The organism is Pseudoalteromonas sp. QJM3NY_22 (assembly GCF_056173065.1).
The window spans coordinates 2,507,527-2,521,627 of record NZ_CM149655.1; the positions used below are offsets into that span (position 1 = coordinate 2,507,527).

10 protein-coding genes are annotated in these 14,101 nt (G+C 39.1%); 2 read left to right on the forward strand and 8 right to left on the reverse strand.

What is annotated here, in order from left to right; genetic code table 11:
- Positions 1-20: 20 nt before the first annotated feature.
- The 3 genes from edd to glk all read right to left on the reverse strand — a co-directional run bounded on the left by edd (position 21) and on the right by glk (position 4,248).
- Positions 21-1,871 carry a phosphogluconate dehydratase gene (gene edd, locus AC0VZ4_RS11390; protein WP_475439724.1) on the reverse strand — a complete coding sequence of 617 codons (1,851 nt, stop codon included), beginning with the start codon at positions 1,869-1,871 and terminating at the stop codon, positions 21-23.
- Between the two features lie 335 nt (positions 1,872-2,206).
- The gene (locus AC0VZ4_RS11395; RefSeq protein ID WP_475439725.1) at positions 2,207-3,220 is read right to left on the reverse strand and encodes a LacI family DNA-binding transcriptional regulator; all 1,014 of its coding nucleotides are present in this window, start codon (positions 3,218-3,220) and stop codon (positions 2,207-2,209) included.
- Positions 3,221-3,255: 35 nt separating this feature from the next.
- Positions 3,256-4,248: a glucokinase gene (gene glk / locus AC0VZ4_RS11400; protein WP_007375363.1), complete on the reverse strand. Its 993-nt coding sequence runs from the start codon at positions 4,246-4,248 to the stop codon at positions 3,256-3,258.
- 292 nt (positions 4,249-4,540) lie between these two features.
- Between glk and AC0VZ4_RS11405 the strand changes: the two genes are divergently transcribed.
- Positions 4,541-5,557 carry a LacI family DNA-binding transcriptional regulator gene (locus tag AC0VZ4_RS11405; RefSeq protein ID WP_475439726.1) on the forward strand — a complete coding sequence of 339 codons (1,017 nt, stop codon included), beginning with the start codon at positions 4,541-4,543 and terminating at the stop codon, positions 5,555-5,557.
- 14 nt (positions 5,558-5,571) lie between these two features.
- Here the strand turns inward: AC0VZ4_RS11405 and AC0VZ4_RS11410 are convergent, their stop codons facing one another.
- From AC0VZ4_RS11410 to AC0VZ4_RS11420, 3 genes are all read right to left on the reverse strand, one after another.
- Positions 5,572-5,805, reverse strand: a complete 234-nt coding sequence (locus AC0VZ4_RS11410; protein WP_337120280.1) for a DUF6429 family protein — start codon at positions 5,803-5,805, stop codon at positions 5,572-5,574.
- 235 nt (positions 5,806-6,040) lie between these two features.
- Positions 6,041-6,868, reverse strand: coding sequence for a LytR/AlgR family response regulator transcription factor (locus AC0VZ4_RS11415; protein WP_096792971.1), 828 nt, complete (start codon positions 6,866-6,868; stop codon positions 6,041-6,043).
- Entirely contained in the window at positions 6,843-7,187 is a 345-nt protein-coding gene (locus AC0VZ4_RS11420; protein WP_475439727.1) for an ATP-binding protein, read from the reverse strand. The genes AC0VZ4_RS11415 and AC0VZ4_RS11420 overlap by 26 nt, the downstream gene beginning before the upstream one ends.
- 89 nt (positions 7,188-7,276) lie before the next feature.
- Here AC0VZ4_RS11420 and AC0VZ4_RS11425 point away from each other — a divergent pair, with 89 nt between their 5' ends.
- Positions 7,277-8,896 (forward strand): IS1634 family transposase, encoded by a 1,620-nt coding sequence (locus AC0VZ4_RS11425; protein WP_475439728.1) that lies wholly within the window; start codon positions 7,277-7,279, stop codon positions 8,894-8,896.
- Between the two features lie 8 nt (positions 8,897-8,904).
- Here AC0VZ4_RS11425 and AC0VZ4_RS11430 read toward each other — a convergent pair whose 3' ends face one another.
- Both AC0VZ4_RS11430 and AC0VZ4_RS11435 read right to left on the reverse strand, forming a co-directional pair.
- Complete coding sequence (locus tag AC0VZ4_RS11430; protein WP_475439729.1) at positions 8,905-11,010, reverse strand: TonB-dependent receptor; 2,106 nt, start codon at positions 11,008-11,010, stop codon at positions 8,905-8,907.
- 675 nt (positions 11,011-11,685) lie between these two features.
- A complete protein-coding gene (locus AC0VZ4_RS11435) occupies positions 11,686-14,094 on the reverse strand; it encodes a glycoside hydrolase family 15 protein (RefSeq protein WP_475439730.1) in 2,409 nt (802 codons plus the stop codon).
- Between the last annotated feature and the right edge of the window lie 7 nt (positions 14,095-14,101).

The following is a 14,101-nucleotide window of genomic DNA, read 5'->3' on the forward strand; positions in this document are numbered from 1 at the left end:
TTACCCAGTATGGCTAATTTTCATTCAAGTCCAAAAGCACTCGCCCCTAAATCGGCACTGCTTACGATATTTCTAAACCCTGTAAATAATTCACGACCCGTACCAAATGTTGCACTTGGTTGGCTAAGTTCTAGTTCACGTTTTGCAAGTTCTTCATCGCTAACATGTACTTTTAAAATTCCGTTTGGCGCATCAAGCGTCACTAAGTCACCTTCTCGAATTTTAGCAATTATGCCGCCTTCTACTGCCTCTGGTGCTAAGTGAATAGCAGCAGGTACTTTACCTGATGCACCCGACATACGACCGTCAGTAACAATAGCTACTTTAAAGCCTTCATCTTGAAGCGTTGCCATTACTGGCGTTAGCTTATGTAGCTCTGGCATGCCTTTCGCTTTAGGGCCTTGCTCTTTTAGCACGGCAATAAAGTCTTGGTTTAATTCGCCACGCGTGTATGCATCTTGCAGAGCACTTTGTGAGCTAAATACTTTCGCAGGAGCAGTAACAATCTGATGTTCAATAGCAACCGCTGACACTTTGATAACGGCTTTACCTAAGTTACCCGTTAGAAGTTGCAGACCACCTTGCTTACTAAAAGGGTTATTCACTGGACGAAGTACTTCTTCATCATGAGAGTTTGCTGGGCAATCTACCCATTTAATTTTAGTTGGGCCGGTTGAGTTGCTCATGATCAAGCTATCGTCTTTATCTAAACGAGGCTCTGTCATGTAAGGTGCTAAACCATCACCTAGCATTGTTTTAACGTCTGTGTGTAAGTAACCAGAGCTCGCTAGCTCTCGCATTAAGAAACCCATACCACCAGCTGCTTGGAAGTGGTTTACATCAGCTGAGCCGTTAGGGTAAATACGAGTAAGTAGTGGTACAACTTCTGATAAATCAGACATATCTTTCCACGTAACTTGAATGCCCGCAGCTTTTGCTATCGCAACAATATGAATTGCATGATTAGTAGAACCACCTGTAGAAAGCAGGCCTACTAAACCGTTTATAATCGTTTTTTCGCTGATCACATCGGCTAAACACGGACTTTCTTTGTCATCGCTAAGCTGCTTAAGCATTGTTTCTACAGCATTACCTGTAAGACCATCGCGAAGCTCAGTATAAGGATTAATAAACGAGCTACCCGGAAGGTGCAAGCCCATTATTTCCATTAACATTTGGTTTGAGTTTGCAGTACCGTAGAACGTACACGTACCTGCACTATGGTAAGAAGCGCTTTCGGCCTCTAATAAGTCTTCGCGACTTACTAAACCTTGTGCAAATTTTTGACGAATACGTGCTTTTTCTTTATTAGGAATACCTGATTGCATTGGGCCTGCTGGTAAAAAGAACACAGGTAAATGACCAAACGACAATGCACCAATTAATAAACCAGGGACAATTTTGTCACAAACACCTAAACAAAAAACGCCATCAAATACATCGTGCGAAAGCGATATTGCTGTAGACATAGCGATTACGTCACGAGAAAATAACGAAAGTTCCATGCCGTCACGCCCTTGCGTAACACCATCACACATTGCAGGAACGCCACCAGCAACTTGAGCTGTAGCATCGTATTTTGTTGCAATGTCTTTAATTAAATCTGGGTAGTCTTTGTATGGCACATGAGCTGATAACATATCGTTATATGAGTTGATAATAGCAAGATTTGGTTGCTCATCAGCTTTTAAGCGCGCTTTGTCATCACTGCTACATGCAGCCATAACATGAGCAATATTACCGCAACCTAATCCAGCACGAACTCTTGTTTGTTTTTTTGCGTGCGAAATACGATCTAAATAGGCTTGACGGGTATTTTTACTACGTTCTATAACGCGCTGGGTAACTTCTTGAATACGAGGGTGCAACATAATTTAACTCATCTCTATTAGTTAGAGGATAAAGGCTCAGTAGCAATTATAGACTCCACGTAAATAACTGTACTGAGCATCTTTGATATACCCGTTCAAAGGTACGCTACCAGGGAGCCTCTCACAACAACCCTGACACCGGTGTCACCGTATTAACGCATGACCATGACACCGGTGTCAACCCCGAGTAACAAAAATAGTTTAATATTTTAACATGACCGAATAATGACCTAATTGATTTTTAGGCACAAAGCATGTTCTAGCAAGTTCAGAGTAAAAAAAGCCCGAATAAGCGTCACTCATATTCGGGCTACTGTGAAAGTGTTTTAAACTCACTATTTTATTGCTGAGGTAGACTCGCGTGTAATCAAGCGCGACTCAAGCGTAACCTGATACGGCTGCTCTTGTGGTTGAGCTATGTGTGAAATAAGTTGTGTTACCGCTTGTTTAGTCATTTCTTCAACGGGCTGTGCAATCGTTGTTAACCCGGGCCAAATATGACGTGCAATGGGTGCATTATCAAACCCAGCTATTGAAATGTCATCAGGCACTTTTAATTGGCGCTGAGTTGCTAATTTAAGTACGGCTGCCGCCATGTAATCGTTTGATGCAAATACAGCGGTTGGCCTAGGGGATAAATCTAATATGCTGCGTGCACTATCTACACCTGAGTGATAACTAAAGTTACCCTCCTCTACTAAGCGCTCATCAAATTCTATACCATGGCTTGCAAGTGAACGCCTGTAACCTTTAAAACGTTGTTGCGTGGCACTGTGATCTGGGTGCCCTTTAATAAAGGCTATAGATTTATGACCGAGGTTAATTAAATGCTCGGTAATCTCAAATGCGCCTTGCTCGTCGTTACTACGCACTGAAATTGAATCATCTTGTAGTAAAGCTGATGCAACCCTAGCATAAGGAATTTTTTTAGATTTTAAAAAAGAAGCAAGCTCAGCAAAATCACCAAAAGGAGGGGTTAGCACAATGCCATCTAATCGAGAAGTTTGTAGTAATTGCTCTATATTATTTATAAGTGCTTCACCACGAAACTCACAAGGGTGTATCAATAAATTATAGTTGTTTTCTTTACACGCTTCTAAGGCGCCCGTTTGCACTCGGGTAATATAACTTTTACTTGGGTTATCGTATAAACAGCCAATAATAAAGCTACGATTTTGAGCAAGACCTCGTGCTATTGGATTTGGGGTGTAATCAAGCTCTTTAAATACCGCAAGCACCTTTTCACGCGTAGCCACACTAACATTAGGTTCGTTATTTAAAACGCGTGATACCGTTTTTTTAGAAACACCAGCATGGCTTGCTACGCTGTTGATTGTTACTTTTTTCATCACTCTATTTTCCAAATGCAAACAAGGAAACGACCTTATTTACTGTTGTGCAAACATGCTGCGGCACCAATTAACGGGATGTTATCTTGCGTTACAAGCGTTACGGGAATTTGCCCTGTATATTGCGACATAATACCCTTTTGCGAAAAACGTTCAACAAAACGACTTTCAAGTAAGCGAGATTGCATGCGAGGCAAAATACCACCACCAATAAACAAACCACCTAATGCGCCATAAGCCAATGCTAAATCACCTGCCACGCTGCCTATCCAATCACAAAATTGATTGAGAGTTGCATCGCACACTTCACACTCACCACTATTAGCTAAGCTACTAATTTGCGCCGCATCAAGGTTTTTTGCAGTAACACCTTTAACCGCAGCCATTGCTTTGTATAAATGTGTAATGCCTGGACCAGAGAATACGGTTTCTACAGATACATGCTGATGCTCTTTTCTGAGTTCTGTAATTAGTGCGGTATCTAATTCGTTAACCGCCGCAAGCGATATATGGCCACCTTCAGAACTTAATACTGACGTAGAATGAGCTGTTCTTACTAAACACGCAGCACCAAAGCCAGTACCGGGGCCCATTACACCAATATTTGCATTTTCATCAGCTTGTCCTGATTTCACAGTCACATTTTGCAGAGGATCTAAATAAGGCGACGCATACGCAAAAGCAGCAAAATCGTTAATAACATCTAATTTTTCTAAATTAAAATGTTGTTTAAATTCGTTAACACTAAAATGCCAGCCTAAATTAGTTAAATGCACTTGCCCTGCTTTTATAGGGCCTGCAACTGCTAAACATGCGCGTTTAGGTTTAATATGAGAGATGGTTGATAAGTAACGCTCTAATGCATTTTCAAGCGAACCAAAATCAGCACTGGGAAATGTGTTGTTATGCTCTATAATAAATTGGTTTTTTGCCTCGTCAAAAGCTGTAATTAGAGCAAAACGAGCATTGGTGCCGCCGACATCAGCAACTAGGATAGGATCAAATTTGGTAGAAGCGTGTAAGCTCATGGTGTTATCTCTTTTGTTTAAGCGATTAATGCTTATTATTCTACAACGGTAAACCATTGGTATTTATTTACTTTAGGCTATCACCCTAAAGCAGCTATCACAGTAAAAATGCTGCCTATAAGAATATAGACAGCCAATACGTTTTGACAACAAAATGATAAAACGCCCACATTATGACACCGGTGTCATGGTCAAATCAATAAATAAATGCCTTTAACCATAAAAAGCTTGAAAAAATCCATTAATAAACGAGAATGGCACAATTATTTATTACTTTAATTAAGTTGTAACAATGAAAGGTAAAGCTACTTCATTTGACATTGCCCACTATGCTGGAGTGTCTCAATCAACCGTTTCTCGTGCTTTACGTAATAGCCCTCTGGTTAATGAAGAAACACGCAAACGTGTTCACGATGTAGCCAAACAACTTAACTACAAAGTAGATAAAAATGCCAGTAATCTTCGCACGCAACAAAGTAGTACACTCGCGTTGTTATTATTTGAAGACCCAACCTCAGATGACTCACAAATTAATCCATTTTTTTTGGCTATGCTAGGTAGCATAACTCGCGCGTGCGCTAAAGAAGGCTATGACTTATTAGTTTCATTTCAATCTGCTAGTGCTGATTGGCAAGCTGACTACGAAGATAGCCACAGAGCTGATGGCATCATTTTATTAGGTTATGGTGATTACATCGACTTTCAACCAAAGTTTAAAAGCCTACTTGAACAAAATACTAAATTTGTATGTTGGGGAGCAACGGTTGATAACCGCCCTGATCTAACCGTATGCTGTGATAACTATAGTGGAGGTAAGCAAGCTGCAGCCCATTTTATTGCACATAATCGTAGCGATTGTGCGTTTATAGGTGATGCTTCAGATCACAGTCCAGAATTTTTTGCACGCTTTCAAGGCTTCAAAGATGAGCTACTTGCTAATAAAGTAACAATAAACGAAAGAAAGATGGCCAACGCTATATCTACAGAAGAATCTGGATATCACGCCACCCGCTCCCTTATTGCTAATAATATAAAGTTTAACGCCTTATTCGCTGCAAGCGATTTAATCGCCATTGGCGCAATACGAGCGCTTAAAGAAGCAAATATCAAGGTACCTAAAGACGTAGCTGTTGTCGGCTTTGATAACATTGCTATTGCGAGCTATGTAAACCCACCACTTACGACCATAGAGCAAAATACGACGGTTGCAGGACAAATGCTAGTTGAAAATTTATTAAAACTCATACGCGGGGAAGAAGTGCAAAGCACTTTATTACCGCCGCTATTAATTGCCAGAGGCTCAAGTTAATTTAATTGTAAACTTTAGGGCTCATTTTTTACAAATAACTTATTAAATAACATTCCACATTGTTTAAGCCCATCATCCGTTAATACGATAGATTTAGCTTTACCAATAGGGTTACAGATTAAACCTTTTTCAAACAACCGGTTGGTTACTTCCCAATCAACTTGCTTCCAAGCTCGATTGTGCTCATGTAATGTGAGATACATCAACGCTAATGCAGCTTCATCTATTTTATTTTCATCAATATTCATTACTAACTCCCAATCATTAGAACTCTTGAATTCAAGTTTTAAATTATTTACCTATCCAATAAAACCTTTGTAGCGAGGCTTTATTCATTAAACCCTTTTATTTTTATAACCAGGACGTGCAGTTCTGCTTTTTCATCACTTCGTCTATCTGCTACTGGTTTAGCTTCATTCTTGAACCTGAGAATGAAGAAGATAAAATAATTGAGCAATATAATTGCCACTGAAACCATTATTTCTAATTCAAACTCTGTGATAATAAGTAACCAGAGTTTTTAAGTAATCGACTTTTTAGTTCTTTGCTGTAAGTACGGCTTACTTTCATAGATTTGTCATTTTTTAAAATAGCGTTGTACTCACTATTTCGCAGAGGTTCTAAACGCTTTACATGCTTCAGATTTACGATAGCTGATTTATGTATGCGTACAAAATCAGCTGGGAGTGTATCTTTTTCGAGACTTTTCATTCGAGCGCGCATCACAAATGTTTCTTGTTGAGTATGTACACACATATAATCACCTGCTGCATCTATACATAAAATATCGTTGTAAGGTACAAGTTGTATAGGGTTTCGACCATCTTGTATAATTAAGTTATTAGCCTCAACTAACGTTTCAATTTTTGTTGAGTTGGTGAGTCTTGGTTGCTGCGCGTTTAAATAACTTTCGCGCATTTCAAGTAATTGCTGCTTGTTAACCACGCTACTTAAACGTTCACTTGCGCGCTCAATAGCTTCACCTAAGCGCTGCAATTTAACCGGCTTGAGCAAATAATCTACCGCCTTAACTTCAAAAGCTTGCACTGCATGCTGATGAAAAGCTGTAACAAAAATAACAGCAGGGCAATAATTCCCAATAAAGTATTTAACTAACTCAAAGCCTGATTTTTCAGGCATTTCTATATCTAAAAAAATAAGGTTTGGTTGGGTTTTATTTATAATACTTACGGCGTCATCTACACTATTAGCATGGCCAATAACATCTATTTGAGGAAAACTTTCAAGCCTTATCATCAACCCTTCTATAGCACTGTACTCATCATCAACTATCAGTGTTTTTAGCTGCATGCATATTCTCCTGTGTACGCTCAAGTGGAATTGCCATATTAACCCACGCTCCGCCCAGTTCGTTGTTACCTGTTTTAAATTTATTATTTTGAGGATAAATTAAGCTTAATCGTTGTTCACAATTTTTTAAGCCTATTCCTCTTTGAGAATTAGTATTTGTGTTAAAACCTTTGCCTGTATCTAAAACAGAAATAGACAACGTATTATTCTTTTGCTCTATTCTTAGCGTTATTGTTATGTTTTGAGCTTGATCCATTCCATGCTTTAAAGCGTTTTCAACTAAAGGCTGAATAAGCATAGAAGGAATTAAAACAGACATTGATCAGACCAATTTCAAAAATTTCGATTTAATTTAAACGCTTAATTCTCTTTAATTTGATAAAATAACATCTCAACTTTGAGGTGTATATGAATCTAAAAATCAAACGGTTAGACCATCACGGTATTGTTTCAGGTGTTATAGAAGACTTAAAAATTGTCAGCCTTTTAGATCAATACTTACCTCAAGACGATAAACAAGAAATCACCCCCGGTGAAGCTGTAAAAGGCATGATCATGAATGGACTCGGTTTTGCCAATCGACCTTTATCACTCAGCCCTCAATTTTTTACTAACTTGCCTCTTGAACATTTATTTCGTGAAGGGGTTCAAGCATCACATTTTAATCGTCACAAACTTGGTAGAACTCTCGATCAATGCTTCGAGTTTGGCTGTGAAAGCTTATTTTCATTAGTCTCCGGACAAGCATGTGAAATAGAACAAGTTGATAAAACCTTTGAATCACTTGATACAACGAGTCACTCACTGACAGGTGAATATGCTTTTGATGATGGAGATAGTGATGAAAACGTCATTAAAATTACTCATGGCTATAGCAAGGCTCACCGTCCTGATTTAAAACAAGTCGTACAAGAAATCATTGTTAGCCAAGATGGTGGGATCCCGCTTGCATGTAAAAACTGGGATGGTAACAGCGCAGACACCGCTATTTTTAAAGCGCGAAGTAAGGCGCTTGTTGACGAGTTCAAAAAAAGCCAAGCTCCTAAATACCTTGTGGCGGACTGTAAACTTTATCATAAAAGTAATGCTGAGTTTTTAACCAAAATTCAATTTCTCACGCTAGTACCTTCAACAATTTCTCTTGAAAAATCCTCTATAAGTACAGCCATAGCAGCCAACCAATGGGTTAATATTGATGATAACTATCAATATGTTGTTGAAGAGATTGAGCATATGGGGATAAAGCAAAGATGGATGATTATTTATTCAAAAGCAGCTAATAGCCGAGCACAAAAAAGCATTGTTCGACAAGTTGAGCGAGCACACACAGGCATCAAAAAAGACCTCTTCCATTTACAAGCTCAACGTTTCGCTTGTCAAACTGACGCACAACGCGCATTAGATAAATTAGCGAAAAAGATGAAGCATCATCAAATAGCGACTCAGCAATTTATTAAGCATAAAGTCTATGAAGGTAAAGGGCGACCTAAAAAAGATGCGCCAGTAAAAAATATTGAATGGCAAATCACGGCAGAAATTGAAGAAAACGAAAGCGCAATAAAACAGATTGTAGAACAAAAGTCATGCTTCGTATTAGCAACGAATATTGATAAAGAAGCCCTTTCACCAGTAGGTTTACTTAAGCATTACAAAGCACAATCTGAAGTAGAAAAAGGGTTTAGGTTTTTAAAAGACCCCTTGTTTTTTGTTTCATCATTATTTATCAAAAAGCCAAGTAGAATAGATGCTCTGTTGATGGTGATGACACTTTCATTGTTAGTTTATTCAATCGCGCAAAGACGAATGAGAGCGAATATGAAAAAAGAAAAAGCCACGATAGCGAATCAAATCAATAAAGAAATATCTAACCCAACATTACGTTGGGTCTTTCAGTGTTTTGAGGGAATTAATCTACTCCAGCAAGGCGACAAAATCAGCTTGGATGGTTTTGATGAGTTCAGGGAAAAGATAATAAGGCTCATTGGTGGACATGCGTTGCATTTATATAAAATCCAAAAAGTTGCCTAGGGGTCTGATCAATGCCTGTTAATAGTAGAACCAGGTACATTTTGTGTGTAATACGCTATAACAGGCTGATTTATGTAATCTAATACAGGGTTTCCTGAGCCATCCAAAATAGGCCTGCCATCATTATCCTCAACAGCAGAAAGACGCTCAACGTTACCAATAGAACCAACAGATGCATACTGCATGTCTGTGTAATCTGTGTAGAAAAATGCAGCTTGTAGATTTAACGAGTTATCAAAAAAGCTCGATTTAGCGCCTATTTCCCATGTTAATACTTCTTCTGGATCAAATTGCGTTTCGAATCGATTTACTTCAGAGGTTCTATCGTTTACTACTTCAAACACATCGCCAATACCACCGGCTTTAAAGCCGCTTGCTAAATAAGTATAAAGCATTGTATCGGGGCTCAAGTCGTAATCTAAACCCACTCTAAAGTCATGGTGCGTCCAACTGCCTTTGTTGTCATTTTCAAAAAATGATGCGTAAATAGTAGGATCTTCAAAGTAATCTGCTGGCAAGTTATTTAAATCAGTACGATTAAACCAACCCGGCGCGCAGCCATCTGCATTTGAGCAACGATAAGAGCGCCCGCCTTTATCTTCTTTTGTTTCATCACTAAAGCGATATCCCAGTGTGGCGTGCAGTTTGGGGGTTATTTTATACGTAGCTTGAGCAAAAAATGCGAATGCATCGGTTGATCTATCAGGTTGATCCCAAAATACTTTATCGTCCATTGGATTATCGTAATACCCGAGCGTTGTGGTTTTTTCGTGAAAATAGTTAACGCCCATAATCCAAGTAAGGTCAGACATATCCGATGATTGTAGTTGTAGCTCTGTAGAATAAGATTTAGCGCCAGTACCGTCTAAAAAATAAGTTGCACCATCCCAAACATCTAAACCCGCTTCGCTATCTTGCTTTGAAGAGCGCTCCATGTCTTCAAAGCCCACTAACCACACTAAATCAAGATCGTCTGTTAATGCATAATTAAGAGTGTTACGTAAATACGTTATATCTAATTTAAGTTCACCGGGTACATTCACAACCGCTTGATATGTATTATCTGAAGGTAAAAAGTTTGAACAATCGCCACCGTACTCTGTTGGGCGACCTCGTAATTTATCGCAGTTTACCAAATCAACATTATTACCACTGTCGTTAACATATTTTTGAAATACGGTATGGTTGGTGAAATTACCATCTAAAGGCGACCATAACGTACTTACTCTAAATGAATACTCATTAGCACTATTATAAAAATCTGATTTGTCAGCTTCTGTTAACGCGCGAACTTGCTGCGACTCTGGGTTGGTACCAGCTGCATCTATCCACCAATTCTCTCGTTGAGTAAGTGTACTGCCAATGTTTTGATATGAATCTTGTGAAATAACGTCTGTATTTAGTACTGCATCACTTAATCTGCGAGTATCGTATTGGTTAGGATCGTAATAACCTTCCAAATAAGAATCACGTTTTAACCCTTTAGCTGCAATACGGACCGCAAAATCGTCGCTAACTGAAAAGTTATAAAAACCTTCCGCACTGCGTGTATTATATTTGCCCGCTTCTAACGTTACACTACCATAATCATCAGTAAAATCAGGTTTTGCAGAAATAACATTAATGCTACCAACGGTCGAGTTTCTGCCAAACAGCGTACCTTGTGGTCCACGTAGTGCTTCAATACGCTCAACATCGTACATTAATGCTAAAGCACCTTGCATTCTTGGTGAATAAATTCCATCTAAATGCACGCCAACAGCAGGGTCGCCAAGTTCAGTAATATTGGTAGAGCGCACGCCTCGCATAGATATAACTGGTGCTGATTGATCTGTTGCCGTTGATATATCAAGCCCAGGTACAAGATTTGCTATATCCCTTATATTATTAACACCACTTTGTTTTAATTGTGCCGATGTTAACGCTGTAATTGCGACGGGTGTTTCCATTAACCTTGTTTTACGCTTAGTCGCCGTTACCGATATAACTTCTAATGCAGTGTCATTTTTTTTAACCTCGTTACTATTGCTTTGATCTGCTAAAGACTCTTGAGCAATACTAGGCAACGAACAAGCAAGTGCGATTGCCAAAGTTATTGTGTTTATTTTTTGCACGGGTATCACCTTTCAATTTGTGTGGGTTGTCAGAGGCATGTAAAACATGCTTTATTTACTACCTGTTAACAGGTTACAAATTAGTTACACCCATTGACTACCCTAATACGGTAAAGCGAAGCACTGGCAATACAACCCGAGTAAATTACACGTAAATAAAAATTAAATTGTCATATTTATCGTTATTAAATAACCTGAACTTTGGATAATAACTGCTTGAGATAAATAAGTTTAACTATCATTGTGGTTCAATATGTTCATAAATCTCTTAACCAGAATTCAGGTTAAATAGATATAAATTAACTAGAGCCTATTTACCTTTCGAGGTTAAATTTACAGCAGTATGTCTGATTTTAGGCAAATTGGCGCTTATGGGTCGAGGTTATTCACCATAGGCGATGTAAGTCATTATATTAGCGCAGGAGCCGTTACCAGCTCCATTAGGTTACACTCCTTACGCCTCGGTTAAGCCGCATTTAGATAAAACACATTTAAATCCTGAAAGATCAACCAGCCACAATAAAAGTGTTCCGATTGAGGTGAACATACGCTTTATGGATAATCAGATTTAATGAACTAAAAGCAAGGAGGTCAGCTTAACAACTCTTAGGTCACAGATACTAAAAAGCCATGGTTATAAACCATGGCTTTTAAATTTAAAAATATGAAAAATTACTATTTTAGTGCTTTTTTAACAACTGGGTAGTGATCCCATACTTGTTTATCACTGAGTGAGCGTACCAGCTTAATGTATTCTGCGTGTGTCCAAGCTAGAGGTGTTGCTGAATTAGTTCCTTCGCCCAGTGTATAACCTGCTTTATTTACACCAACGCCGTCCCATACTTGCTCTGGTAACATCATGCCTTCATTGGCAAATTGCTCTAGCCCTTTAACGTAACTGTTTTTAATTTCAGCTTGTTTTACGTCATTGAATGTATTGCTGGCATTGGCTGCTGCTATTTCATAGTGACCACGTTCGCCTGTAAAAAATGGCCATACACGTCCGCGTTGCCCAGGTGTGTTACTTCCATTTTCAGCGTAATTTGTACCGGTTACTTCATCTTCGCCATAGCCATCGTTGCCATAACGACGATAACCTGCAAATGAGCCACTACCATCGCTAAAGTTAAAGCTGTATTTTACTTGTAGATTGTCAGCGAGTGTTTCGTCATCGTATTCTGGTAGCGTTTTTACAATGCTTGGTGCAAGTGCATCACGTACCCCATAGCGTACTAACTCTAAAAAGCCACCGTCTAAAATCTGTTTTTTATTAAAGCCTTCTCGCCCGTTGTTTGCGTTAATTGTTGTATTGGAGTTGGCATTTTTATCTTGACCAATACGAATGAAATATTCGCCATCGGTGGCTTTTGATTCTAAATTACCTTGGGTGGTAAACATCATTTTTTCGATGTCAGCGTTATAATTTTTTGCCGTTGCTAAATAACGTTCTGCATTTTTTGTATCGCCGGCCATATTTGCAATATCTGCGGCGCTAATTAAACCTGCAACAACCGCTGCAGTAGTTGAAGGCGAATAACCACTTTGCTCTTCCCAGCGCTCTTGTTGGGTTGCCGGTGGCGTGATTTGTGTATCATTCCATAAAATTTTCGCGCGTCCTCCCTCGACTAAAAAATCCGCCGCTGGTTTTAACATACGTGCGTACCAGTCTTTAAGCTCGGCATCACTAAGTACATTTGTTTGATGTAATTTCCACGCAAGCATAATTGGCATCGCAGTTTGATCAAGCTGCACACCCACCCATTCAAGTTCGCCATCGACATGTGTTTTTTGTAAAAACCACCCTGTATCGCCATTGTTACCTGGCGTTTTGCTATTAACTTGAACTTTTTCAAGGTATTCGAATGCTATTTTTGCCGTAGCTGTATCACCCAGTGCCATAAATGCCATAGCTACTTGGTAGAAATCTCGTACCCACACTGCTTTATAACCAGTTGAGCCTGTTTTAGCCGATACGGTTTCGCCCCACGGATTAGACAACGACGCAATAAGCGCACCTGCGTACGTTTTGTCTTCTTGCGCTTTTAATACCATTGCGCTGGTATAAAGTAACTTACCGTTATCGGCCGTTTGCCACGTCATTTTATTAATAGGTGTAAGGCTTTGTAGGTAATCTTGCCAACCAAATGCCGCACCTTTACCATTGTAGTTATCAAGTACACTTTGATAACCTTTTGCTAATGTTTGGGCGCCCTGCTCTGCACTTTGTTGCTCGTTATGTGCAAAGCTCAGTACTAAATCAAACGTGGTATTACTTTCAATATTGCCAAGCTCAGCAAGTAAACTGACATTACCTGACTGCTCACCAGTATTGCTATAGCTGGTATTTAATGATTGTGACTTTTTAAGCTCATCCAAACCATCGCTTACACCCGTAAAGCCAACCGTTTTTGCGCCAAATTCAGTATTTGCTTGCAATGTTAAGTAGTTGTCACCTTGCCAAGCAACTAAACCTTGCTCGGTAGTTTTTGCAAAATCATCAAGGCCGTTATTATCAATATATGGATTTACCACAACATAGGCTTTAACGTCTTTAAGGTCGGTATTAAACACGCTACGAACAAATAAACTTTGCCCATCAGGATCGGTAAAAACGTGTTTTTCAAGAGTGAATCTGCCTTGTTTATCTTTACTTACTATTTTATAAGCAAGTGATAACGGACGGCCTTGCTCGTCTTTGTATAGATAATCAATAGTGACATCAAGATCGTCTGCTTCGCTAACAGTAAAGTCTTTTCCTGTTACCACAAATTGCATATCTTTTATTTGTGCTTGATGAATAAGGCCAAACATAGTTTCGGTGATCATGCCTTTAGCAATTGAAAACCAGACTTTTGATACTACACCTGTTGGTGCATCACTTGTGTAATGACCATTTTGGTATTGCTCGTACGATGTGCCAATCCCTGTTTTACCTGCGTATGACCAAAACGGGTCGCTGCCCGGAGCACCAGGCGCAGTTGTTTTAGATGTTTGTACTGTTTGTGACTGATTCGTATTTTGAGCACCGCATGCAGTTAATCCAAGTGCTAATAATGAAATAGTAATTAGGTTATAGTTTTTCATTTTTTAC

What these genes read in the sequence shown, in the direction of transcription:
- edd (WP_475439724.1), bottom strand. Translation starts at nt 1,871, where the DNA reads ATGTTGCACCCTCGTATTCAAGAAGTTACCCAGCGCGTTATAGAACGT.
- AC0VZ4_RS11395 (WP_475439725.1), bottom strand. Translation starts at nt 3,220, where the DNA reads ATGAAAAAAGTAACAATCAACAGCGTAGCAAGCCATGCTGGTGTTTCT.
- glk (WP_007375363.1), bottom strand. Translation starts at nt 4,248, where the DNA reads ATGAGCTTACACGCTTCTACCAAATTTGATCCTATCCTAGTTGCTGAT.
- AC0VZ4_RS11405 (WP_475439726.1), top strand. Translation starts at nt 4,541, where the DNA reads ATGAAAGGTAAAGCTACTTCATTTGACATTGCCCACTATGCTGGAGTG.
- AC0VZ4_RS11410 (WP_337120280.1), bottom strand. Translation starts at nt 5,805, where the DNA reads ATGAATATTGATGAAAATAAAATAGATGAAGCTGCATTAGCGTTGATG.
- AC0VZ4_RS11415 (WP_096792971.1), bottom strand. Translation starts at nt 6,868, where the DNA reads ATGCAGCTAAAAACACTGATAGTTGATGATGAGTACAGTGCTATAGAA.
- AC0VZ4_RS11420 (WP_475439727.1), bottom strand. Translation starts at nt 7,187, where the DNA reads ATGTCTGTTTTAATTCCTTCTATGCTTATTCAGCCTTTAGTTGAAAAC.
- AC0VZ4_RS11425 (WP_475439728.1), top strand. Translation starts at nt 7,277, where the DNA reads ATGAATCTAAAAATCAAACGGTTAGACCATCACGGTATTGTTTCAGGT.
- AC0VZ4_RS11435 (WP_475439730.1), bottom strand. Translation starts at nt 14,094, where the DNA reads ATGAAAAACTATAACCTAATTACTATTTCATTATTAGCACTTGGATTA.